Origin of the sequence: Halomonas zincidurans B6, assembly GCF_000731955.1 — a bacterium.
In the GTDB taxonomy this organism is placed as follows: domain Bacteria; phylum Pseudomonadota; class Gammaproteobacteria; order Pseudomonadales; family Halomonadaceae; genus Modicisalibacter; species Modicisalibacter zincidurans.
This window is the reverse complement of sequence record NZ_JNCK01000001.1, coordinates 2,705,269-2,728,566: the sequence shown is the minus strand read 5'-3', so window position 1 is coordinate 2,728,566 and position 23,298 is coordinate 2,705,269. Positions and strand designations below refer to the sequence as shown.

Sequence of the window (23,298 nt, the reverse complement as noted above, 5' to 3'; positions counted from 1 at the left end):
GCCCTGCACCGGGGCGTCAGCGGCTCAGGCGAAACGCCTTGGGCGACTGGCCGGTGTGGCGCTTGAAGAAGCGGGCAAAATAGCCCGGCTCGGAAAACCCCAGTCCATCGGCGATCTGGCCGACGGTCATGTTGGTGTAGGTGAGCTGGCGCTTGGCCTCGAGCAGCAAGCGCTCGTGAAGCAGTTGCAGGGCGCTGCGTGCGGCCAGGCGCCGGCACAGGGTGTTGAGATGCGCGCTGGTTACGCCGAGTTCGCCGGCCAGCGTCTCGATGCTCGGCTGCTCGGCGTAACGTGCCTCGATCAGCGCCTGGAAACGTTGCAGGTGGCCCTGGCCCCGGTCGTGGGCCATGACGCGTTGCGGCCGGCGCCGCTCGGCGCGCCGCGCAAGTTGCACGGCGAGCGCCTGGACCAGGGCGTGCAGCAGCGCCCCTCGGCCCTGGGCCGGCTGGCGGTATTCGTCGTCGATGCGCGTCACCAGCTCGGCGATAACGGCCTGCTCGGGCTGCTCGGCCAGTGGATAGGGCGCGGGTCGGGCGAGCACTTCGCCGAGCGCTGCGAGACGCGCCTGCAGGTGTGCGGCGAGCGGCTTGGCCAGGCTGATGATGTGGCCGTCGATGTCGCTCGAGAAGCGGAAGCCGTGAATCGCCACGGCCGGCACGACGATCAGCAGCGGCCCCTGGAGATCGCGTTCGCGGCCCTCGAGATGCAGCTGCACCCGGCCGGCCTCGATATGCAGCAGGTGCAGCAGATCGGCATGGCGGTGCGGCTTGATGTGCCAGTCGTGCAGGCGGCTGCGTGCGGCGATCGACTCGCAGTGCAGCAGGTCGGGGGTCGGCCAGTGGCCGGTCTCGCCGTACAGCTGGAAGACCGGAACGATGTCGTGCGGCCAATCGGCCATGCGCTGTGCTCCTGCGGATATCACCGTCGGGCTAGACCAAAGTCAGGGGGAGATCTTGCGAATGTCTCGATTTTAGTCCGAATTCTGCCTTATTCGCCGTCGCGATTCGATGAAAAATACCATTCATCGATAGCGAGCCGACCGATGACGGAGCCGAACAGCGGCGTTCGCCCCGGCCGGCACGAAGGAGTCCCCATCATGAAGACGCAGGTCGCGATCATCGGCGCCGGCCCCTCCGGGCTGTTGCTGGGCCAGCTGTTGCATCGTCACGGCATCGACAACGTGATTTTAGAACGCCGCTCCGGCGAGTACGTGCTGAGTCGCATTCGTGCCGGCGTGCTCGAGCAGGGCATGGTCGATCTGCTGCGCGAAGCCGGTGTCGGCGAGCGCATGGATGCCGAGGGGCTGACGCATGGCGGCTTCGAGCTGGCTTTCGAGAACCGCCGCGTGCGCGTCGACCTCGCCGGACTGACCGGTGGCAAGACGGTCATGGTCTACGGCCAGACCGAACTCACCCGCGACTTGATGGCGGCGCGCCGCGAAGCCGGGGCGACGACGCTCTACCAGGCCGATGACGTGCAGCTTCACGACGTCGACGGCGAATCGCCCTATGTCACCTTCGTCAAGGACGGCCAGCGCCAGACCCTGGCGTGCGATTACATCGCCGGCTGCGACGGCTACCATGGCGTATCGCGGCAGACCATCCCCGCCGAGCGGCTCAAGACCTTCGAGCGCACCTATCCGTTCGGCTGGCTGGGCGTGCTCTCCGACACGCCGCCGGTCTCCGACGAGCTGATCTATGCCAGCCACGCACGCGGCTTCGCGCTGTGCAGCATGCGTTCGGCGAGGCGCAGCCGCTACTACGTGCAGGTGCCCGAGGGCGAGCAGCTCGAGGCGTGGTCGGACGCGCGCTTCTGGGCCGAGCTCAAGGCGCGCCTGCCCGACGACGTGGCCGCCAGGCTGGTCACCGGCCCCTCGATCGAGAAGAGCATCGCGCCGCTGCGCAGCTTCGTCGCCGAGCCGATGCGCTACGGGCGGTTGTTTCTGGTCGGCGATGCCGCGCACATCGTGCCGCCCACCGGGGCCAAGGGGCTCAATCTGGCGGCCAGCGACGTCAGCACGCTCTATCGGATCATGCTCGAGGTCTACCGGGAAGGGCGCGTCGAGCTGATCGAGCGCTATTCGGAAATCTGCCTGCGGCGGGTCTGGAAGGCGGTGCGCTTTTCGTGGTGGATGACCGCCAACCTGCACAGGTTTTCCGATCAGGAGGATTTCGGTCGACGCATCCAGCAGGCCGAACTCGGCTACTACACCGCCAGCCGGGCGGGACTGACCACCATCGCCGAGAACTACGTCGGGCTGCCCTACGAGGCCATCGAATAGCCACCTCGCTCGGCGACCGGCGCCGCGCAGCCATGCCATCCTGCCCAGGTTCTCGCTGGGTGCGGGTCCGCCGGGCGAGGTGGCGTGTGATTGTTTCGCGTTATCGCTCCAATGGCGATGATGCATTGGAAGCATGACCGGGCAGACCCTAGGCTTGAAGTGTCTGGAGGCCAACCAGACCGGCTTATGCATGTTCCGAGTGCATCGAAGCTCCACCCACCTCGACCCGCGCAACCCCGGCGCGGGCTTTTTTTGCTCGCCCCGCTGGAACCGGCTAGTCGAACCCGTCACGGTCCCGCGCCGAACGAGAGGGTTCGTCACGCACTTCGTAGTCGCCCTCCAGCACCTCTTGCCGGCCTGGTCGGGTCTCGTGGCGAGCAGCGTCGCTGCCGCCGATATTCCTGGCGTGACGGGCGCGAAACGCCTCGGCCTGCTTCTTCATGCGATGGCGTACCAGCGGCAGCATCAGCCAGCCGACCAGCAGGAAGAACAGCCCGAGTGCGGTCCCGACGAGCATCAGCACGCCGAATATCAGCCAGGTGAAGAACAGCCGCGGGCCGCTCATCGTGGCGGAAGGCCGCGCGCGGCGTGCACGGGCCTGCCAGGCCCTCGCCGCTTGCCAGGCGGCATTGTCCCGGCCGGCGCCGGCATGGCGAGCGTTGCTCTGGCGTGAATCGTTGCGTTCAGGCATTGTCCACTCCGATGGTCGAGAAATCGCTGCCGTCGAGGCGCAGCTCGATCTCGCGGCGCTGGTTGTCGTAGTCTTCGATGTCAAGATGACCCGATGCATCGACATCGAGCGACTCGAATCGTTGCAGGCCGGAGCGGCGTGCCACGTTCAGCGTTTGCTCGACATCGCCTCCGGCAAGGCTCCACGTGGGAATGTCGCTGCGCTGCTGCGCTTCACGAGTCAGCGAGCCGTCGCGCTGCAGCGACTCGACATCGAGCTGCCAGCCGTCGTCGCGCCAGCCTTGCATCTCGATGCGCCCGCCGTCCTTGACGGCGATTTCTTCATAAGCGGTGACGTCGTGCTGACCGGCCGAGGCGAGCAGTGAATCCAGTTCGGCGAAGGTCACGCTGCCGTCGTCGGCCAGCGCCAGGCTCGACAGGCCACCGGAAAAGGCCACGGGTACCATCAGCATACGCAGTGTTCTCATGTCGTGTCTCCCTTGCGGCGATTGCCGTGTGATGCCAGGGTCCGTTTTACGCCGCGCGACCTTGCCGTGGCCTGAAAATATCGTTCATGGTGCATTCATTGCCGACATGGGTCGATCGGCTGGCGTTCATGGCCCGTTCATGGCGTTTTCGGCAAGCTGATAAGATGACTATTGCCCATGTCTGGATGATTGGCTGTCGAACGCTGCTGCTGGCGGCGCTGCTGGGGTGGCCGTTGGCCGTGCCGGCCGCCGATGACGACTGGCGCGACCTGCGCGACGAAGTCCGTCAGGGGCGTCTGGTGTCGCTGCCCAGCGTGCTCGACTGGCTGCAGGCACGTTACGACGGTCAGGTTCTCAAGGTGGATCTCGAACGCGACGACGACGCGACCCGCTACGATATCGAGATGATCGGCCCCCAGGGGCAACTGGTAGCGTTCGAATTCGACGCCGCCAGTGGCGAGTTGCTGAATATCGAAGGCGTCAATGTCGAGGCGATGAAGCGACCATGAGCGTATTGTCATGAAAGTATTGCTGGTGGAGGACGATCAGGCCCTGGCCGCGGCGCTCGGCGAGTCGCTGCGCGACGCCGGGGTGCTGGTCGAAAGCGTCGGCCATGGTGGCGAGGCCGATTTCCTGGTGCGCACCGAACGCTACGACGCGGTGGTGCTCGACCTGGGCCTGCCCGATGGCGATGGCACGCGCTGGCTGGCACAGTGGCGTGACGATGCCATCGACCTGCCGGTGCTGGTGCTCACCGCCCGCGAGCGCTGGTCGGACAAGGCCGCCGGTTTCTCGGCCGGCGCCGACGACTACGTCACCAAGCCGTTCGAGACTGCCGAGGTGCTGTTTCGCCTGCGGGCACTGGTGCGGCGCAGCCATGGTCACGCCCACCCGCTGCTGAGGCTCGGCGAGCTGGCTTTCGACACCCACACCGCCAGCGTCACCCTGGCCGGTCGCCCGGTGACGCTGACCGCCCAGGAGTCGCGCCTGCTCGCCTATCTGATGCATGCCGCGCCGCGCATCGTCAGCCGCAGCGAACTCGCCGAGCACGTCTACGATCGCGACCACGAGCCCGACTCCAACGTCATCGACGTGCAGATCAGCCGGCTGCGCCGCAAGCTCGGCAGCGAACGCATCGAGACCCTGCGCGGCCAGGGCTACCGGGTGCTGGCGGTGGAGGCCGACGCGCCTTGAATGGCGCTGCCAGGACACGCCCATGGCGGCAAGCCAGGGCGTGGCTGCGGGCGCTGGCCACGCGGCCCGCCGGCTGGTCGCTGAGCCGACGCCTGCTGGCGGCCTCGCTGGCGCTGGTGCTGGTGATACTGCCGTTGGCGGGCGCCGGACTGGCCTACAACTTCCGCGAAGCGGTGACCGCCTCGTTCGATCAGCGGCTGCGCTCGCTGCTCCAGGTGGTGCTCGCCGCTCTCGACTACAACCCCACCGAACAGCGCCTGCAGATCTCGCGCACGCTGGGCGATGCGCGCTTCGAGCGGGTGTTTTCAGGCTGGTACTGGCAGATCCGCGACGATGATGGTACTTCGCTGGTCTCGCGTTCGTTGTGGGACCAACGCCTGCCGGTGTCGATGGCCGACGGCGTCACCCTGCGCAACATCAGCGGGCCACGCGGCGAACCGTTGCGGGTCATCGAGCGCGACGTGCAGCTGGCCGGGCATCCTCAGCGTCTGCACGTCAGTGTCGCCGCCTCGCAGGAAGATCTCGACGCCGAGGTGGCGCGTTTCGAATGGCTGCTGGGGTTGTCGCTGCTGACCCTTGGCGTGCTGCTGTTGGGTGGCCTGGCGGTGCAGATCCGCTGGGGGTTGGCGCCGCTGCGCCGGCTGCATGCCAATCTCACGCGGATCGAAGCCGGCCAGGAGCAGCGCCTGGATACCCGCCTGCCCGGCGAGCTGAGCGAATTGGCCACGGCGATGAACGAAGTGCTCGAGCGCGACCGGCGGCTGATCGAGCGCGGACGCAGCGCCGCCGGCAATCTCGCCCACGCGCTGAAGACCCCGGTCAGCGTGCTGCAGGCGCTGTCCGACCGGCTGCCCGAGGGCGAGCGGCGGCAGGTGCGCGACGAGCTGGGGCGCATCGATCAGGCGGTACGCCACCACCTGGCGCGGGCCTCGGCCGCGGGGGGCGCGACGCTGGCCGGGCGGGTACACCTGGGCGAGGCGATCGCGCCGGTGGTCGACGGTCTGGCGCGGCTGGCCGGGCGGCGTGGCATCGCGCTCGAGCGCGACATCGATGCGAGCCTTGCGGTACGCATGGACCCTCAGGATTTGCAGGAACTGGTCGGCAACCTGCTCGACAATGCGCTGCGCTGGGCCGGGCGGCGGGTCAGCCTGCGCGTGGCCGGCGAGGTCGGTGGGGTGCGGCTGAGCATCGAGGACGACGGCCCGGGAATGAGCGCCGAGCAACGCGAGGCGGCGCTGGCGCGTGGTGCGCGGCTCGACGAGCGGCGTTCCGGCTCGGGATTGGGGCTGGCGATCGTCGAGGATCTGATGACCCTCTACGGCGGCACGCTGAGCCTCGACGATTCGCCGCTGGGCGGGCTCGCCGCGCATGTCTGGTTGCCCGGTGTGGCGCGTCCGGGCGGTTAATTGCCGCACCGCTCGCGCGCGATTGCATTATTGTACCGCCGTGTTCGGGCTGCGATGATTCGGCGCATCGTTACCGGAGGCCAATGGCGTGGACAAGTATCAGCTCAAGCTCGACCAGGCCGCCCGTGCGGCCTGGCTCTCGTATGTCGGCGGGCGTACCCAGGACGAGATCGCCAGCCAGCTGGGCGTGTCGCGCCCCGGCGTTCAGCGCCTGCTGGCCCTGGCCCGCCAGGAAGGGCTGGTCAAGGTGCATATCGACCATCCGCTGGCCAGTTGCATGGCGATGGCGGATGCGCTGGTGTCGCGCTTCGGGCTGAGTTTCTGCGACGTGGTGCCCTCCGATCCCGACAGTCGCGACCTCCGCGACACGACCTCGCACTTCATCGCCCAGGCGGGCGCCGAGCGGCTGCTGCGCTACGTCAATCGAGCCGAGCCGCTGACCTTGTCGCTGGGCACCGGCCGCGCGGTGCGCGCCACCGTCGAGGCGTTGAGCCGCCTCGAACGCCCCCAGCATCGTTTCGTCTCGCTGGTCGGCAACATCGCCCGCGACGGCTCGGCCAACCGCTACGACGGGGTGATGGTGCTGGCCGACAAGACCGGTGCCGAGCGCTTTTTGCTGCCGGCCCCGGTGGTCGCCGGCTCGGTGGAGGAAAAGCATACACTGCTCGCCCAGCCATTGGTGCGCGCGGTCAGCGACGTGGCGATGGAGTCCGAGGCGGGGTTCATCGGCATCGGCCGCATCGACCCCCAGGCCACGCTGTTCCAGGATCACTTCATCAGCGAGGACGAGCTCAACGAACTGCTTGGTGCCGGCGCAGTGGGCGAGCTGCTGGGCTGGCCGTTCAACGCCCGCGGCGAGCTGATCGAGTGCCCGATCACCCAGCGCATCACCAGCCTGGCGCTGCGGCGGCTCGCCACCCAGACCCTGGTGGGGCTCGCCGGCGGGCGCGACAAGGGGCCGGCGATCCTCGCCGCGCTGCGCGGCGGCTGGCTCAAGGGGCTGGTCACCGACGAGCAGGCGGCGCGCTATATCATTGATAGGGAAGGGGGTTAGTCCAAAGTATAACAGGCGGGGATTTGCTTTTTTCAAAGCGCTAAATGATCATTTGTATTGCTGTTGAGTAGATTGATCAACAAGAACCCAACACTCTCCGCCAAGGGGCATGCCATGCGGTTACAGCACAAGATTCCGCTCGCGGGGGCCATCGCTCTCGCTTCCGTCTCGGCCCACGCCGAGACCATCACCGTGGCCACGGTGAACAACAACGACATGATCATCATGCAGGGCCTGACCGACGAATTCGAAAAGGCCTATCCGGATATCACTCTGGACTGGGTGGTGCTCGAGGAAAACGTCCTGCGCCAGCGCATGACCACCGACATCGCGACCCAGGGCGGCCAGTATGATGTGATGACCATCGGTACCTACGAAGTCCCCATCTGGGCCGAACGCGGATGGCTGACGCCGCTCGACGATCTGCCCGAGTCCTACGCCAAGGACGACCTGCTCAAGCCGATTCGCGACGCGTTGAGTTATAAGGATACCCTCTACGCCTTGCCGTTCTACGGCGAGAGCTCAATGCTCTATTATCGCAAGGACCTGTTCGAGCAAGCCGGTATCACCATGCCCGAGCAGCCGACCTGGCAGCAGGTCGAAAAGTGGGCGGGCCAGCTCAACGATCCCGCCAATGGCGTCTACGGCATCTGCCTGCGCGGCAAGCCGGGCTGGGGCGAGAACATGGCCTTCCTGTCGACGCTGGTGAATACCTACGGCGGTCGTTGGTTCGATGAAAACTGGCAACCGACGATCGATTCGCCGGCCTGGAACGCGGCGATCAGCTTCTACGTCGAGCTGATGAACCAGTATGGCCCGCCGGGGGCGACCTCCAACGGTTTCAACGAGAACCTGGCGCTGTTCGCCGGTGGCAAGTGCGGCATGTGGGTCGATGCCACGTCAGCGGCCGGCAAGCTGTACGATGCCGAGCAGTCCCAGGTGGCCGACACGGTGGGCTTTGCTCCGGCGCCGATCGCCGAGACCCCCAAGGGGGCGAACTGGCTGTGGGCCTGGTCGCTGGCCGTTCCGTCTTCTTCCGACGCCAAGCAGGCCGCCAAGACCTTCATCACCTGGGCGACGTCCGAGGAGTACGTGAATCTGGTAGGGCAAACTGAAGGCTGGACCAATGTGCCGCCGGGAACGCGTCAGTCCACCTACGAGAATCCCGAGTACCAGCAAGCCGCGCCGTTCGCCGACTTCGTGCTCAACGCCATTCAGACGGCAGATCCCAACGATCCGAGTGCCAAGCCGGTCCCCTACACCGGGGTGCAGAATGTCGGCATTCCCGAATTCCAGGCCATCGGTACCCAGGTAGGGCAGATGATCGCCGCCGCCCTCGCCGAGCAGCGCAGCGTCGATCAGGCCTTGAGTGCCGCCCAGCGCGCCGCCGAACGTACCATGCGCCAGGCCGGCTACTACCAGTAACGCGCGTCCCGCTTCGGTCGGGTCACCATGACCCGGCCGCTTTTACCGACCCCTCACCGCTGAATGGGTATCCCCATGCGCGAAAGAACGTCCGGACGAACCGTCGGGGGCTTCCGCAACCTGTTTCTGCAGGGCCCGGCGGTTACCGTGTTGTTGTTGTGGATGCTGGTGCCGCTGGCGATGACCGTGTGGTTCTCGTTCCAGCGTTACAATCTGATGATGCCCAGCATTTCGGGATTTGCCGGCTGGGAAAATTACTATTACCTGGTGAACGATCCGGCGCTGTGGACGGCGATGGGCAATACCCTGTTGCTGGTCGGCTGGGTGCTGGCGATCAGCGTGATCGGCGGCACGTTGCTGGCGGTGCTCTTCCAGCAGGAATTCTTCGGCCGCGGCATCGCCCGGCTGCTGGTCATCGCGCCGTTCTTCGTCATGCCCACGGTCAGTGCACTGATCTGGCAGAACATGATGATGCACCCAGTCTATGGAGTGTTCGCCTGGCTGAGCAAGCTGCTCGGCCTGCCGGTGATCGACTGGTTCTCGGCGATGCCGCTGACCTCGATCATCGTCATCGTCGCCTGGCAGTGGATGCCGTTCGCGCTGTTGATCCTGCTTACCGCCATCCAGTCGCTCGACGATGACCAGGTCGAGGCGGCGCGCATGGACGGCGCGGGCCCGCTGGCGATCTTCTGGTTCATCACCCTGCCGCACCTCAAGCGGGCGATCAGCGTGGTGATCATGATCGAGATGATCTTCCTGCTGACCGTGTTCGCCGAGATATTCGTCACCACCTCGGGCGGTCCGGGGCTGGCCTCGACCAACCTGGCCTATTTCATCTATATCCGTGCGTTGCTGGATTTCGACGTGGGCGGCGCCTCGGCCGGCGGGGTCATCGCGATCATTCTCGCCAATATAGTGGCGATCTTCCTGGTCCGCACCGTGGCCAAGAACCTCGAGACCTGAGGCGAGGAGCACTGCATGAACCCTTCGATGACCAAGAAACTGCTGCTCACGCTGCTCGCCTGGGGCATCGCGCTGATCGTGTTCTTCCCGATCTTCTGGATGGTGCTGACCGGCTTCAAGACCGAGGTTCAGGCCATCGCGCCGCCGACGCTAGTCTTCGAGCCGACCCTGGCGGGCTATCACGAAGTCATGGCACGTGCCGACTACTTGAAGTTCGCCCTGAACAGCATCGTGATCTCGTTCGGCTCGACCCTGTTGGCGCTGATCGTGGCGATTCCGGCGGCCTACTCCATGGCCTTCCTGCCGACCAAGCGTACCCGGGGCACGCTGTTGTGGATGCTGTCCACCAAGATGCTGCCGCCGGTCGGCGTGCTGATGCCGGTGTACCTGCTGTTTCGCGACATGGGCCTGCTCGATTCGCAGCTCGGGCTGACCCTCGTCTACATGCTGATGAACCTGCCGATCGTGGTGTGGATGCTCTACACCTTCTTCAAGGACATTCCCAAGGACATCCTCGAGGCGGGGCGCATGGACGGCGCCGGCACGCTGCAGGAAGTGCTCTATCTGCTGCTGCCGCTGACCCTGCCGGGGATCGCCTCCACCGGGCTGCTGTCGGTGATCCTGAGCTGGAACGAGGCGTTCTGGAGTCTCAACCTGACCACCTCCGACGCTGCTCCGCTGACTGCCTTCATCGCCTCCTTCTCGAGTCCCGAAGGGCTGTTCTGGGCCAAGCTGTCCGCCGCCTCGACGCTGGCCATCGCGCCGATCCTGATCTTCGGCTGGATGACCCAAAAACAGATGGTTCGTGGCCTCACCTTCGGCGCCGTCAAATAAGGAACCCGCCATGGCAACGCTACAACTCGACAACATCGTCAAGGACTTCGGTGACACCCAGGTCATCAAGGGGATCGATCTGGAGGTCAAGGATCGGGAGTTCGTGGTCTTCGTCGGTCCCTCCGGCTGCGGCAAGTCGACCCTGATGCGGATGATCGCCGGGCTCGAGAGCACCACCCGCGGCGATATCTCCATCGACGGTGTGCGCATCAACGACGTCGGCCCCGCCGATCGCGGCCTGGCGATGGTCTTCCAGAGCTACGCGCTCTACCCGCACATGAGCGTCGAGGACAACATGGGCTTCAGCCTGCGTTTGGCCAAGGTGAAAAAGGCCGAGCGCCGCGAGAAGGTGCTCGCCGCCGCGCGCATCCTGCAGCTCGAGAACCTGCTCGACCGCAAGCCCCGCGCGCTGTCCGGCGGCCAGCGCCAGCGTGTGGCGATCGGCCGGGCGATCGTGCGCAACCCCAGCATCTTCCTGTTCGACGAGCCATTGTCGAATCTTGACGCGGCGCTGCGCGTGCAGATGCGCATCGAGCTGGCGCGGCTCCACGACGAGCTCGACGCGACGATGATCTACGTCACCCACGACCAGATCGAGGCCATGACCATGGCCGACAAGATCGTCGTGCTGCAGGGCGGGGTGGTCGAGCAGATCGGCTCGCCGATGGAACTCTACCACCACCCGCGCAACCGCTTCGTGGCCGGCTTCATCGGCTCGCCGAAGATGAACTTCACCGACGTCGAGGTGCTCGACGCCAACGCCGAGGGCGTCGCGGTGCGCCTGCCCGGCGGCGGCGAGTGCCGGGTGCCGGTCGACGGCGGCGACTGTCGCCCCGGCGACACCCTGACCCTGGGCATCCGCCCCGAACACCTGACCCTCGACGACCAGGGGCCGCTGGCCGGCAAGATCGTGGTCATCGAGCGCCTCGGCGGGGTCACCTCGCTGTATCTCGAGCACGGCGAGCGCGAATGGATCCTGGTCGCCGACGGCGACGTCGCCCATCGCGTGCACGACGAGGTCCGCTTCACCTTCGACCCGGCCTGCGCGCATCTCTTCAGCGCCGATGGCGCGGCGCTGAGCCATCTGCATCGCCATCCGCTGGTCGACATCGATCGCAAGGAAAATCGCGCGCAGTCCGGCTCGGGCGGCCAGTGATGGAGTCGCCCATGGAGTTGCTGATCTTCGATTGCGACGGGGTGCTGGTCGACAGCGAAGCGATCGCCGAGCAGGTGCTGCGCGAGCGGCTGGCGGCTTGGCTGCCCGACCTGCATGCCGACGATGAGCTGCGTCGCGCGCTGGGCATGACCACCCAGGCGATTCTCGATCATCTCGCCGCGCGTAGCGCCCATGCGTTGCCCGATGACGCGCTGGAGCGCATCGACGCGGCGATCGAGGCGCGCCTGGCCGCCGAACTCGAGGCGATGGTCGGCGTGGCGGCGGCGATCGAGGCACTCGACCTTTCCCAACAGCAGCCGGCGGCGGGTCGTCGCCTCGCTGGCCAGCACCGGGCTGGATGCCCAACTGGGCGAGGCGCCGCTGTTCACCGCCGAGCAGGTGGCCCGGCCCAAGCCGGCACCGGATATCTATCTGCTGGCGGCGGAAAGCCTCGGGGTCGTACCCGAGGCCTGCCTGGCGGTCGAGGACAGCGTCTCCGGGGCCAACGCGGCGCGGGCCGCGGGCATGACGGTGATCGGCTTCACCGGCGCCAGCCATATCGAACCCGGTCACGACGCCCGGCTGCGCGAGGCGGGCGTCTGGCAGGTGCTCGAGCGCATGGCGGAACTCGGTGCGCTGGTTATGCGCTGGCGTGGCGAGCGGCGCGCCGTTGCTGAAGGCCGTCGCTGGCGTGACCGGCTGCCCGGGGCTGGCGCTTCATCATGACTTCACTCGGACAAGGAACCACAGCGATGAAACTCGACAAGCGAACGGCAGTGGTGACCGGCGGCGCGCGCGGTATCGGCCTGGCGATCGTCAAACGCTACCTGGACGAGGGCGCCCGCGTGGCGATCGCCGACATCGACAGCGCCGCCGCCGAGCAGGCGGTGGCCGAGATCCAGGCCGACTCGCGCGACGCGCCGGTGATCGCGGTACGCCTCGACGTCGCCGACGCCGCCTCGCGCCAGGCGATGATCGACGCCGTCGAGGCGCGCTTCGGGATCATCGACATCCTCGTCAACAACGCCGCGGTGTTCGACATGGCCCCGCTGCTCGAAGTCAGCGAGGCCAGCTACGAGCGGCAGTTCGCCGTCAACGTCAAGGGCACCTTCTTCACCCTGCAGGCGGTGGCGGCACGCATGGTCGAGCGTGGCGTCGGCGGCAAGATCATCAACATGGCCTCCCAGGCCGGGCGCCGCGGCGAGCCGCTGGTCAGCATGTACTGCGCCTCCAAGGCGGCGGTGATCAGCCTCACCCAGTCCTGCGGTCTGGCGCTGATCGAGCATGGCATCAACGTCAACGGCATCGCCCCCGGGGTGGTGGACACGCCGATGTGGGAGGAGGTCGATGCGCTGTTCGCCCGCTACGAGGGGCGCCCGGCCGGCGAGAAGAAACGCCTGGTCGGCGAGGCGGTGCCCTACGGTCGCATGGGCCGCCCCGAGGATCATGTCGGCGCCGCGGTGTTCCTGGCCTCCGGCGACAGCGACTACGTGGTGGCGCAGACGCTCAACGTCGACGGCGGCAACTGGATGAGCTGAAAAAATGCCTGCGCGGGCGAATCGCTGGGTTGCGTGGTGCTCGGAGTCCCTCACATATACCCCATATGCTCGGGCTCCTGCGCGCCGTGCGCCTTGCGGTTCATTCGGGGGCGCCGAGTCCGCTCGGCGATTTTTTGACCATGCGGGAACAATAATGACTCCGAATATCCACGAGATGACGACACGGTTGCTCGCGGCGGCTGATCAACAACGCCAACGCTTCATCGTCGCCCTGGCGGGTCCGCCGGCGGCCGGTAAATCCTTCCTCTCAGGCTGGCTGTGCCGTGAACTCAACGTCCGTCGGCCAGGATGTGCCGCCATCGTGCCGATGGACGGCTATCACTTCGACAACGCGGTGCTCGCGCCGCAGGGCCGGCTAGCGATCAAGGGCGCCCCCGAGACCTTCGACTGCGACGGGCTCAAGCACGATCTGGAACGCATCCGTCGCGCCGATCGCACCGTCGCGGTGCCGGTGTTCGATCGTCCGCTCGACCTGGCGCGCGCCGGCGGCCGGTTGATCCTGCCCGAGCACCGCCTGGTGCTCGTCGAGGGCAATTACCTGCTGCTCGACGTCGCGCCCTGGCGCGAACTGCACGCACTGTTCGACCTGACGCTGTTCATCGAAGTGCCCGATGCCGTGCTGGTCGAGCGGCTGCTCGCTCGCTGGCGGGGCATGGGCGAGGACGCGGCCGTCGCGCACGCGCGCACCCACGACAAGGACATGCTCAACGCACGGCTGGTCAACGACCGCTCGGTGGCGCCGACCTGGCGCTGGCACTTTCACGCCGAGCTGCGACACCCGCTCGGCCCCAACTCGGCCCCCCAGGAGAGTCCCTAGATGACTGAACTGACCAACGCCACCCTGGCCGGATTCGACGCCGCCGTCGCCACGCCGCGCTACGACCGTTCGCGAGTCACTCCGGGCATCGTCCACATCGGCGTGGGCGGCTTCCATCGTGCCCACCAAGCGATGTATCTCGACGAGCTGATGAACCGCGGCGAGGCGCTCGACTGGGGGATCGTCGGCGTCGGCGTGATGCCCGGCGACCGGCGCATGCGCGACGTCTTGGCCGCTCAGGATCATCTCTACACGCTGGTGGTCAAGCACCCCGACGGGCGTTACGAGCCGCGGGTGATCGGCTCGCTCGTCGACTATCTCTACGCCCCCGAAGAGCGCGAGGCGGTGATCGAGCGCATGGCCGACCCGGCGACGCGAATCGTCTCGCTGACCGTCACCGAGGGCGGCTACAACTTTCACCACGTCACCGGCGACTACGACCTGGCCAACCCCGACGTCGCTCACGATCTTGCCGAGCCCGACGCGCCGCGCACTACCTTCGGGCTGGTGGTCGCCGCGCTCAAGCGGCGTCGCGTGCGAGGCATCGCGCCGTTCACCGTGATGTCCTGCGACAATATCCAGGGCAACGGCGACGTCGCCCGGCGCATGTTCACCGCCCACGCCCGGGCGCTGGACGGCGAGCTGGGCGCCTGGGTCGAGGCCGAGGTCAGCTTCCCCAACGCCATGGTCGATCGCATCACCCCGGTGACCGCGCCGGCCGACATCGCGGCGCTCGCTGAGCGCTTCGGCGTCGAGGACCGCTGGCCGGTGGTCTGCGAGCCGTTCAGCCAATGGGTGCTCGAGGATCATTTCCCGCTCGGCCGGCCGTCCTTCGAGAAGGTCGGGGTGCAGATGGTCGACGACGTGATCCCCTACGAACTGATGAAGCTGCGGCTGCTCAACGCCAGCCACCAGGCGCTGAGCTATTTCGGCTACCTGGCGGGCTATCGCTACGCCCACGAGGTCTGCCAGGACCCGCTGTTCGTCGACTTGCTGCTCGATTACATGAACCTCGAGGCCACGCCGACGCTGTCGCCGGTGCCGGGGGTCGATCTCGACGACTACAAGCGCACGCTGATTGCGCGCTTCGCCAACCCCGAGATCCGCGATACCCTGGCGCGGCTGTGCGCCGAAAGCTCGGATCGCATCCCCAAGTGGCTGCTGCCGGTGATTCGCGAGCAGCTCGAGCGTGGCGGCGAGATCAAGCGCAGCGCGGCGGTGGTGGCGAGCTGGGCGCGCTACGCCGAGGGCCAAGACGAACAGGGCGAGCCGATCGAGGTGGTCGACCGATTGAAGGACGAACTGATGACGTTGGCCGCCGACAACCGCCAAAACCCGCGCGGGTTCATCGGCAATCGTCAATTGTTCGGCGAACTGGCCGACGACGAACGCTTCTGCGCGGCCTATCTCGATGCCCTCGAGCGGCTGCATCGGGATGGCGCGCGGGCCACCGTCGAGTCGCTGGTGGGCTCGCGCTGATGTTCATCGCCAGCCGCGGCGGCTACCCTGGTACTGGTTGGCGCCGGCGGCGTCGGGATTGCCAGGGTTGCCAGGGTTGAAAGGATTGAAAGGATTGAAAGGATTGAAAGGATTGAAAGGATTGAAAGGGGAGCAAGGCATGTATCTAGGCGTGGATTGCGGCACCCAGAGCACCAAGGTGGTGATCGTCGACGCCGAGCGTGGGACGATCCTCGGCGAGGGCAGCCGGGCGCACCAGCTGATCGAGGGCGACGGCGGGCGCCGCGAGCAGTCGGTCGACGACTGGCTGGCCGCGCTGCGCGGCGCGTTCGCCGACGCGCTGGCCGAGGCGGGCATCGACGCCCGCGCGATCCGCGCCATCGGCGTCTCCGGCCAGCAGCACGGCATGGTCGCGCTGGACGCCCGGGGCGAGCCGGTCTACCCGGCCAAGCTGTGGTGCGACACCGAGACCGCGCTGCACAACGAGCACCTGATCGAGGCGCTGGGCGGCCGCCAGGGCTGTCTCGACAAGCTTGGCCTGTTGCTGCAGACCGGCTATACCGCGTCCAAGGTGGCCTGGCTGCGCGATACCCACCCCGAGGCCTACCGGCGCATCGACAGCCTGCTGCTGCCCCACGACTATCTCAATTTCTGGCTGACCGGCGAGCGGGTCACCGAGTGCGGCGACGCCTCGGGCACCGGCTATTTCGATACCCGCCGGCGCGCGTGGCATCATGAGGCGTTCAAGGTCGTCGCCCCGGAACTCGATCCGAATACGATGCTGCCGCGGCTGATCGACTCGTCGGAGCCGGTCGGCCGGGTGCGCGCCGAGGTGGCCCGCGAGCTGGGCCTGAGCGATGACGTGCTGGTCGCCAGCGGCGGCGGCGACAACATGATGGCGGCGATCGGCACCGGCAACATCGCCCCGGGGCTGGTGACCATGAGCCTCGGAACCTCGGGCACGGTTTGCGCCTACGCCGAGGAGCCGGTGATCGACGCCCAGGGCATGGTCGCCAATTTCTGCGCCAGCAGCGGCGGCTGGCTGCCGCTGGTGTGTACCATGAACGTGACCTCGGCGACCACTCGGGTACGCGAGCTGTTCGGCTTCGACGTGGCGACCTTCGGCGAACGCGTCGCCGCCGCGCCGGTCGGTGCCGAGGGGGTGATGGTGCTGCCGTTCTTCAACGGCGAGCGAGTGCCGCCGCTGCCCCACGCCAGCGCCAGCTTCGTCGGCCTGACCAGTGTCAACACCAGCGCCGACAACCTGTGCCGGGCGGTGGTCGAAGGGGCGACCTATGGCATGCGCTACGGCCTCGAGCTGCTGGGTCCGTTGGCCGACCGGGTCAGCGAGATCCGGCTGGTGGGCGGCGGCGCCAAGAGTCCGGTGTGGCGGCAGATCGTCGCCGACGTGCTGGGCGTCGAGGTGGTCTGCCCGCGGCTCACCGAGGCCGCGGCGCTGGGCGCGGCGATCCAGGCGGCGTGGTGCGACGCCCGGCAGCGCGGCGGCGGCGAATCGCTGGCCACGCTCTGCCAGCGGCTGGTGAGTCTCGATGCCGACACCCGTGCCCGGCCCCGCAGCGAGGCCGCGACGCGTTATGATGAACGCTACCTCGGCTATCGTCAGGCGCTGGCCGAACGCTACGACGTGCCGGCCTGAGGCCGGCGCCGAGCCCATTGATCGACAGAAGGATGATCCCATGAGTCAACTCGACGCTCTCAAGAAGCTCTCTCTGGTCGTCGCCGACACCGGCGACCTGGAAGCCATTCGTCGTTATCAGCCCCACGACGCCACCACCAACCCGTCGCTGATCCTCAAGGCGTTCGATCTGCCCGGTCATCAGGCGCTGATCGACGAGACCCTCGACGCCGTCAAGCGCGAGGTCGGCGATCCCGCCGCGCAGGTCGAGCAGGCGGTGGATCGGTTGTCGGTAGCGATCGGCCGCGAGATCGCCGAGCTGGTGCCGGGGCGCGTGTCCACCGAGGTCCCGGCGCGGCTGTCGTTCGATCGCCAGGCGAGCATCGAGAAGGCCCACCAGCTGATCGAGCTCTACGAACGCCACGGCGTGGGCCGCGAGCGCATCCTGATCAAGCTGGCGTCGACCTGGGAAGGCATCCGCGCCGCCGAGACCCTCGAGCGCGAGGGCATCCAGTGCAACCTGACGCTGCTGTTCAGTGACGCCCAGGCGCGCGCCTGCTTCGATGCCGGCGTGCACCTGGTCTCGCCGTTCGTCGGCCGGGTCACCGACTGGTTCAAGAAGGAAACCGGTCAGGATTATGCTCCGGAGCAGGACCCCGGCGTGCAGTTCGTGCAGGGCGTCTGCCGCTATGCCAGCGACTTCGGCTACGACACCGTGGTGATGGGCGCGAGCTTTCGCACCACCGGGCAGATCCTGGCGTTGGCCGGCTGCAACCGTCTGACCATCTCGCCGGCGCTGCTCGAGGAGCTGGCCGCCAGCGAGGGCGAGGTCGAGCGCAAGATCACCGATGTCGGCGATGCCACCGAACGGTTGCCGGCGCTGACCGAGCCGGAATTCCGCTGGGGCCACAACCAGGACGCCATGGCCAACGACAAGCTGGCCGAGGGCATCCGGCGCTTCGCCGACGATCAGGGCAAGCTCGAGAAGCTGCTCGCCGAGCGTCTGCGCGGCTGAACCCGGTCGCTTCCGGCCATGAGAAATCCGGCGCAAACCGGCTTTTTGCCATCAGCCGGTCATGCGTGCAGGCGGCGCGACTCAGTCGTGCCAGATATCGGCGACGAGCTCGAACGAGCGCCGGCGATCGGCGGCATCAAAGACGTCGGTGACCAGCATCAGCTCGTCGGCGCCGGTCTGCTCGATGAAGCGCTCGAGCCCCGCGCGCACACTCTCCGGCCCGCCGACCACCGCCGCGCCCAGATGCTGGGCGACCGCGGCCTGCTCGTGGGGCGTCCAGTCGAGGCTTTCCACCGGCGGCTGGGCGCGGGTGCTGCGCCCGCGAATCAGGTTGAGGAACTTCTGCTGCGCGGTGGTGGCAAGATAATCGGCGTGGGCGTCGTTGTCGGCGGCGATCAGCGGCATGCCGACCATCGCATAGGGCGCATCGAGCACCGCGGACGGCCGGAACTGCTCGCGATACAGGCGCAGCGCCTCGAACAGGTAGCCCGGCGCGAACTGCGCGGCGAAGGCGAACGGCAGGCCGAGCCGCGCGGCGAGCTGGGCGCTGTAGCCGCTCGAGCCGAGCAGCCAGATCGGCACGTGGGTGCCCTGGCCGGGCACCGCGCGCACGCGCTGGTCGGGCAGGGCATCGCCCAGGTAGCGGCGCAGCTCGTCGAGCCGCTCGGGAAAGTCGCTGACCCCGGCGCGCGGGTTGCGGCGCATCGCCGCCATGGTCGCGCCGTCGGAGCCCGGCGCGCGCCCCAGGCCCAGGTCGATGCGCCCGGGGTAGAGCGTTTCCAGGGTGCCGAACTGCTCGGCGATCACCAGTGGCGGATGGTTGGGCAGCATGATTCCGCCGCTGCCCACGCGGATGCGCCGGGTGGCGCCGGCGATGTGGCCGATCAGCACCGAGGTTGCCGCACTGGCGATGCCGTCGATGTTGTGATGCTCGGCCAGCCAGTAGCGGTTGAAGCCGAGTTCGTCGACCTGGCGGGCCAGCGCGGTGCTGTCGGCGAAGGTCTCGGCGATGCTGCCGCCCTGGCGGATCGGCGCCAGGTCGAGCACGGAAAGCGGGGTGTTGGCAAGTCGGGGCATGGTGTCCTCAAAGTGGATGCGACGCTCTCGTTAGCGTCTTAATAATCCTCTTGTGGGGGCGCGCTGCCACGAACTCAAGCGGCATACGCCCAGCGTGGCGAAACTCGGTCGGCTGCGCTCATGAAACGAACAGGAAATACGCCCAGACGGCGAATGCCAGCAGTGCCACCGCGCCAACCGGCTTGGAGTGTCGCCGCCAGAGTCGTGTGGCGCTATTGCCGACCAAGGCCACCAACAACGCCAGGCCGAAGTAGCGGATGCCGCGGGCGATCAGCGCGGCCAGCAGGAACAGCGGCAAAGGGTAGTGGCTGGCGCCGGCCACCAGCATGGCGATCTGGAAGGGTATCGGCACAATGCCCACGGCGAGGATCGCCTGAAAGCCGTTGGCGTCGAAGCGGCTCTCGAAGTTGCTGTAGGCCTGCTGCCCGCCGAACAGCGAGATCAGCGTATCCCCCCATTGCGCCATGGCCAGGCCGCCCAGCCCGTAGCCGATCAACGCGGCAGTCAGGTTGCCGGCCAGCGCTACCGCAGCCAGGCGCCACTTGGCGCTGGGCTGGCTGATCATCCACGGGATCAGGATCAGTTCGATGGGAATCGGCACGATCAGGGTTTCGAGAATCGAGGCAAGGAACAGCAGCGCCATGGCGTGGCGCGACGTCGACAGGCGTTCGAGCCAGGCGGTGGCGGAAGCCAGTGAAGTGAACGAGGGTAAGGACATGGCGGAGCCCGCTGGCGTGGCGCATCTCGGCCTGTGAACGAACGCGCCGGTTGATTGCTATAGCGGGAAGAGTAATGGCAAGCTGGCGCTAACGCGACTCCAAGGAAAAGGAAATCCTCAATGGCCAACTCTGGACGGCAACGCGTCTTCACCATTTCCGCCTCGATCATCATCGCCCTGGTGGCGGTGGGCGCCGCCTTCCCCAGCCAGTTCGGCGCGGTGGCCGACGCGGCCCTGAAGACGATCGGACGTTACTTCGGTTGGTTCTATCTGTTTTCGGTGTTCGGCTTCGTGCTGTTCCTGGTCTGCCTGGCGTTGAGCAAGTACGGCAAGATTCGCCTCGGGCCCCAGGACAGCACGCCGAGCTACAGCTTCTTTTCGTGGGTCGCCATGTTGCTGGCGGCCGGCTTCGGTGTCGGCCTGGTGTTCTATGGCATGGCCGAGCCGATGACCCATTATCTACGTCCGCCGTTCGGCGATGTCGAACCCGAGTCGGTCGCGTCGGCGCGTTATGCCATCCAGTACAGCTTCTTCAACTGGGGCATCCATCAGTGGGCGGCGTTCTCGATCGTCGGCCTGATCATTGCCTACTTCCAGTTCCGCAAGGGCCAGGCCGGCCTGGTCTCGTCGGTGCTGTCATCGGTTACCGCCAAGCGCCCGAAATTGCGCAAGTGGACGCCGGCACTGGATATCTTCGCCGTGGTGGCGACCATCATGGGCGTGGCGACCTCGATCGGGCTGGCCGTATTGCAGATCAATGGCGGTCTCAAGGCGGTGTTCGGCGTCGAGGAAAACGCCTTCTGGAAGTTCGCGATCATGGGCGCGATGTTCGTCTGCTACATGGCGTCGGCCTGGGGCGGTCTGGACAAGGGCATCAAGCGTCTATCAAACATCAACCTGGTGCTGTGCTTTGCGCTGATGTTGTACGTATTGATCGCCGGGCCGACATTGGCGATCCTCAAGACGATCACCCTGGGGATCGGCGATTATCTGCAGAACTTCATCGTCATGAGCCTGCGCACCTCGCCATATGACAACAGCACCTGGGCCAATGAGTGGACCATCTTCTACTGGGCCTGGGTCATCGCCTGGTCACCGTTCGTGGGCACCTTCGTCGCCCGTATCTCGCGGGGCCGCACCATCAAGGAATACGTGTTCGGCGTGCTGATCATGCCGCCGTTGCTGGCCACCCTGTGGATCGGGGTGTTCGGCGGTGCGGCGCTCAACATGGAGTTGACCGGCGACGTCGGCCTGGCCGCCGCCACCGACCAGAACATCACTTCGGCGCTGTTCAAGATGTTCGAGCTGATGCCGTTCACCGAGGCGCTGTCGCTGGTCGCCCTGCTGCTGATCTTCATCTTCCTGGTGACCTCCGCCGACTCGGCGACCTACATTGTCGCCCAGATGACCGATGGCGGTTCGATCAACCCGCCGCTCTACAAGCGCATCGCCTGGGGACTATTGATCGCCGCCATCTGTCTGACGTTGCTGATCGCCGGCGGGTTGAAGGGGCTGCAGTCGGCCTCGGTGCTCTCGGCGCTGCCATTCACCTTCATTATCTATGGCATGATATTCGTGCTGATCAAGGAGTTGCGCTCCGACCGCAAGGCGATGCTCACCGCGCTCTATCGCCGTCATGGCGATACCCCGGTCGGCGCCGACGTCTTCGAGGCCGACGAACTCGCCGAAGCCGATCGCTACCGCCGCGCCCCCGGTGTGGTCAATCGGCGCATCAATACCCGCGAAGGCAGCTGATTGTCGTGATTGGTCCAGGTGCACCAACGCCCGGCCTCGGAGGCTTTTTCACACAGCCTCCGAGGGACGGCTCTGGGGGCGGCGCTCGTCTGCGCCGGGTCAGCCCAGGTCGTTGACCAGCAGCGCCTCGACGGCTTCGATACGCTCGTCGAGCTTGGCCTCGTCGGGGGCGAGTATGGTGATGTGGCCGAGCTTGCGGCCCGGGCGCGGCGCCTTGCCGTAGTCGTGCCAGCGCGTTCCCGGTACCGCGAGTACCGCTTCGCGTTCCGGCAGGGCGCCGATCACGTTGAGCATGGCGCACGGCGTCAGCCGCTCGGTGGCGCCCAGCGGCAGCCCGGCGATCGCCCTCAGGTGATTCTCGAACTGGCTGGTGGTGGCGCCCTCGATGGTCCAGTGCCCGGAGTTGTGAACCCGCGGGGCGATCTCGTTGGCCAGCAGGTCGTCGCCGGCAACGAAGAATTCGAAGGCCATCACGCCAACGTAATCGAGCCGCTTGAGCACCCGCCCGGCATAGTCCGCGGCCACGCGCTGCAGCGGATGATCGGCCAGCGCAATAGAGCAGTGCAGCATGCCCTGGCGATGCTCGTTTCTGACCAGCGACCAGACTCGCGTCTCGCCGACAGGGTCGCGCACCGCGATCAGCGAGACCTCGTGATCGAAGTCGACGAAGCCTTCCAGGACCAGCGGCACCTCGCCCAGTTCGGCGAAGGCACCGCTGACGTCGGCGCGCTCGCGCAGCACCTTCTGGCCCTTGCCGTCGTAACCCAGGGTGCGGGTCTTGAGTACCGCGGGCAGGCCGATCTCGGCGATCGCGTCGTCCAGCTCGGCCTGGCTGTCGATGCGCGCCACCGGCGCCACCGGGATCTCAAGCTCGCCAAACAGGGTCTTTTCGGCCCAGCGGTCACGTGCGATGGCCAGCGCCTGGGCGGGCGGGTAGGCGGGGCGCTGCTCGGCGAGGCGGGCGACCACCGCCGGGTCGACGTTCTCGAATTCGAAGGTCAGCGCATCGCTTGAGTCGACCAGCGCGGTGAGCGCCTCGGCGTCGTCCCAGGCGGCGTGCAAGTGGCGACCGTGCAGTGCCGCACAGGGCGCGTCGCCCGGGTCGAGGAAGGTGAAGCGAGCGTCGAAGCCGGCGCCGGCTTCGGCGAGCATGCGGCCCAATTGGCCGCCACCGACGATTCCGATACGCATCGATCAATTCTCCCCTGACAAGGACGGCCGCGGGTCCGGCGCGTCGAGCACGGCGCGGGTCTGTTCGGCCCGGTAGTCTTCGAGGGCGGCGCGGATCTCGGGATACTTGTTGCCGAGCATCGCCGCCGCCAGCAGCGCGGCGTTGATCGCCCCGGCGCGGCCGATCGCCAGCGTGCCGGTGGGAATGCCGGCGGGCATCTGGACGATCGACAGCAGCGAGTCGACGCCGCTGAGCATGCTCGACTGGACCGGCACGCCGAGTACCGGCAGTACCGTCTTGGCGGCGGCCATGCCCGGCAGATGAGCGGCGCCGCCGGCCCCGGCGATGATCACTTCGAGGCCGCGCTCGGCGGCGCCAGCGGCGTAGTCGAACAGCAGATCCGGCGTGCGGTGCGCGGAAATCACCTGGATCTCGTGTTCGATGCCCAGTCGCTCGAGGGTCTCGGCGGTGTGACTCAGCGTCGACCAGTCCGATTTCGATCCCATGATGACGCCTACCAGTGCGCTCATGCTGCCTCCGCTTAGATTGCTGTCGCGCGGTTCGCCCGGCGCGTCTGCGAGGCGGGCCCGGCGACCGTTAAAACAAGCGACGCAGTATACCA

General features: G+C 67.0%; 23 protein-coding genes and 1 pseudogene. 17 read left to right on the top strand and 7 right to left on the bottom strand.

Going from position 1 to position 23,298, the window contains the following annotated elements; all coding sequences use genetic code 11:
• Positions 1–16 precede the first annotated feature (16 nt).
• Positions 17–898 (bottom strand): helix-turn-helix domain-containing protein, encoded by an 882-nt coding sequence (locus tag HALZIN_RS0112720; RefSeq protein ID WP_031384586.1) that lies wholly within the window; start codon positions 896–898, stop codon positions 17–19.
• 198 nt (positions 899–1,096) lie between these two features.
• Here HALZIN_RS0112720 and pobA point away from each other — a divergent pair, with 198 nt between their 5' ends.
• On the top strand, positions 1,097–2,281 hold the full coding sequence (gene pobA / locus HALZIN_RS0112715) for a 4-hydroxybenzoate 3-monooxygenase (protein WP_031384585.1): 1,185 nt from the start codon (positions 1,097–1,099) through the stop codon (positions 2,279–2,281).
• Between the two features lie 274 nt (positions 2,282–2,555).
• Here pobA and HALZIN_RS0112710 read toward each other — a convergent pair whose 3' ends face one another.
• Positions 2,556–2,972 (bottom strand): hypothetical protein, encoded by a 417-nt coding sequence (locus HALZIN_RS0112710; RefSeq protein WP_031384584.1) that lies wholly within the window; start codon positions 2,970–2,972, stop codon positions 2,556–2,558.
• Entirely contained in the window at positions 2,965–3,438 is a 474-nt protein-coding gene (locus HALZIN_RS0112705; RefSeq protein ID WP_150113115.1) for a hypothetical protein, read from the bottom strand. Before HALZIN_RS0112705 ends, HALZIN_RS0112710 begins: the two co-directional genes overlap by 8 nt.
• Before the next feature lie 164 nt (positions 3,439–3,602).
• Between HALZIN_RS0112705 and HALZIN_RS0112700 the strand changes: the two genes are divergently transcribed.
• The 15 genes and pseudogenes from HALZIN_RS0112700 (at position 3,603) to tal (ending at position 17,955) form a co-directional block, all read left to right on the top strand.
• Positions 3,603–3,947 carry a PepSY domain-containing protein gene (locus HALZIN_RS0112700; RefSeq protein WP_031384582.1) on the top strand — a complete coding sequence of 115 codons (345 nt, stop codon included), beginning with the start codon at positions 3,603–3,605 and terminating at the stop codon, positions 3,945–3,947.
• Between the two features lie 10 nt (positions 3,948–3,957).
• Positions 3,958–4,632 carry a response regulator transcription factor gene (locus HALZIN_RS0112695; protein WP_031384581.1) on the top strand — a complete coding sequence of 225 codons (675 nt, stop codon included), beginning with the start codon at positions 3,958–3,960 and terminating at the stop codon, positions 4,630–4,632.
• Entirely contained in the window at positions 4,629–6,038 is a 1,410-nt protein-coding gene (locus tag HALZIN_RS0112690; protein WP_328286634.1) for a sensor histidine kinase, read from the top strand. The genes HALZIN_RS0112695 and HALZIN_RS0112690 overlap by 4 nt, the downstream gene beginning before the upstream one ends.
• 88 nt (positions 6,039–6,126) lie before the next feature.
• Positions 6,127–7,092: a sugar-binding transcriptional regulator gene (locus tag HALZIN_RS0112685; RefSeq protein WP_031384579.1), complete on the top strand. Its 966-nt coding sequence runs from the start codon at positions 6,127–6,129 to the stop codon at positions 7,090–7,092.
• 114 nt (positions 7,093–7,206) lie between these two features.
• On the top strand, positions 7,207–8,517 hold the full coding sequence (locus HALZIN_RS0112680; RefSeq protein WP_031384578.1) for an ABC transporter substrate-binding protein: 1,311 nt from the start codon (positions 7,207–7,209) through the stop codon (positions 8,515–8,517).
• Between the two features lie 75 nt (positions 8,518–8,592).
• On the top strand, positions 8,593–9,480 hold the full coding sequence (locus HALZIN_RS0112675; protein ID WP_031384577.1) for a carbohydrate ABC transporter permease: 888 nt from the start codon (positions 8,593–8,595) through the stop codon (positions 9,478–9,480).
• A 15-nt stretch (positions 9,481–9,495) separates the two neighbouring features.
• A complete protein-coding gene (locus HALZIN_RS0112670; protein ID WP_031384576.1) occupies positions 9,496–10,314 on the top strand; it encodes a carbohydrate ABC transporter permease in 819 nt (272 codons plus the stop codon).
• A gap of 10 nt (positions 10,315–10,324) precedes the next feature.
• Positions 10,325–11,470, top strand: a complete 1,146-nt coding sequence (locus tag HALZIN_RS0112665) for an ABC transporter ATP-binding protein (RefSeq protein ID WP_031384575.1) — start codon at positions 10,325–10,327, stop codon at positions 11,468–11,470.
• Positions 11,470–11,712: pseudogene (locus HALZIN_RS18745) on the top strand (HAD hydrolase-like protein); the annotation flags it as partial. The gene HALZIN_RS0112665 and the pseudogene HALZIN_RS18745, both read left to right, overlap by 1 nt.
• Entirely contained in the window at positions 11,663–12,196 is a 534-nt protein-coding gene (locus HALZIN_RS16920; RefSeq protein ID WP_328286633.1) for an HAD-IA family hydrolase, read from the top strand. The pseudogene HALZIN_RS18745 and the gene HALZIN_RS16920, both read left to right, overlap by 50 nt.
• A gap of 26 nt (positions 12,197–12,222) precedes the next feature.
• Complete coding sequence (locus tag HALZIN_RS0112655; protein WP_031384574.1) at positions 12,223–13,008, top strand: L-iditol 2-dehydrogenase; 786 nt, start codon at positions 12,223–12,225, stop codon at positions 13,006–13,008.
• Between the two features lie 154 nt (positions 13,009–13,162).
• Positions 13,163–13,846 carry a nucleoside triphosphate hydrolase gene (locus HALZIN_RS0112650; protein WP_051907515.1) on the top strand — a complete coding sequence of 228 codons (684 nt, stop codon included), beginning with the start codon at positions 13,163–13,165 and terminating at the stop codon, positions 13,844–13,846.
• Positions 13,847–15,325 carry a mannitol dehydrogenase family protein gene (locus HALZIN_RS0112645; RefSeq protein WP_031384572.1) on the top strand — a complete coding sequence of 493 codons (1,479 nt, stop codon included), beginning with the start codon at positions 13,847–13,849 and terminating at the stop codon, positions 15,323–15,325. It abuts the gene before it with no gap.
• A gap of 139 nt (positions 15,326–15,464) precedes the next feature.
• Positions 15,465–16,961, top strand: a complete 1,497-nt coding sequence (gene xylB, locus HALZIN_RS0112640) for a xylulokinase (protein WP_031384571.1) — start codon at positions 15,465–15,467, stop codon at positions 16,959–16,961.
• 40 nt (positions 16,962–17,001) lie between these two features.
• A complete protein-coding gene (tal, locus tag HALZIN_RS0112635) occupies positions 17,002–17,955 on the top strand; it encodes a transaldolase (RefSeq protein ID WP_031384570.1) in 954 nt (317 codons plus the stop codon).
• An 81-nt stretch (positions 17,956–18,036) separates the two neighbouring features.
• Here tal and HALZIN_RS0112630 read toward each other — a convergent pair whose 3' ends face one another.
• Positions 18,037–19,032, bottom strand: coding sequence for an LLM class flavin-dependent oxidoreductase (locus tag HALZIN_RS0112630; protein ID WP_031384569.1), 996 nt, complete (start codon positions 19,030–19,032; stop codon positions 18,037–18,039).
• A 118-nt stretch (positions 19,033–19,150) separates the two neighbouring features.
• On the bottom strand, positions 19,151–19,750 hold the full coding sequence (locus HALZIN_RS0112625; protein WP_031384568.1) for a YqaA family protein: 600 nt from the start codon (positions 19,748–19,750) through the stop codon (positions 19,151–19,153).
• Positions 19,751–19,870: 120 nt separating this feature from the next.
• On the opposite strand from HALZIN_RS0112625, the gene HALZIN_RS0112620 reads away from it, so the two are divergent.
• Positions 19,871–21,505: a BCCT family transporter gene (locus tag HALZIN_RS0112620; protein WP_031384567.1), complete on the top strand. Its 1,635-nt coding sequence runs from the start codon at positions 19,871–19,873 to the stop codon at positions 21,503–21,505.
• Positions 21,506–21,604: 99 nt separating this feature from the next.
• Here the strand turns inward: HALZIN_RS0112620 and HALZIN_RS0112615 are convergent, their stop codons facing one another.
• A complete protein-coding gene (locus HALZIN_RS0112615) occupies positions 21,605–22,696 on the bottom strand; it encodes a 5-(carboxyamino)imidazole ribonucleotide synthase (RefSeq protein ID WP_031384566.1) in 1,092 nt (363 codons plus the stop codon).
• A gap of 3 nt (positions 22,697–22,699) precedes the next feature.
• Positions 22,700–23,206 carry a 5-(carboxyamino)imidazole ribonucleotide mutase gene (gene purE / locus HALZIN_RS0112610; RefSeq protein ID WP_031384565.1) on the bottom strand — a complete coding sequence of 169 codons (507 nt, stop codon included), beginning with the start codon at positions 23,204–23,206 and terminating at the stop codon, positions 22,700–22,702.
• Positions 23,207–23,298 lie beyond the last annotated feature (92 nt).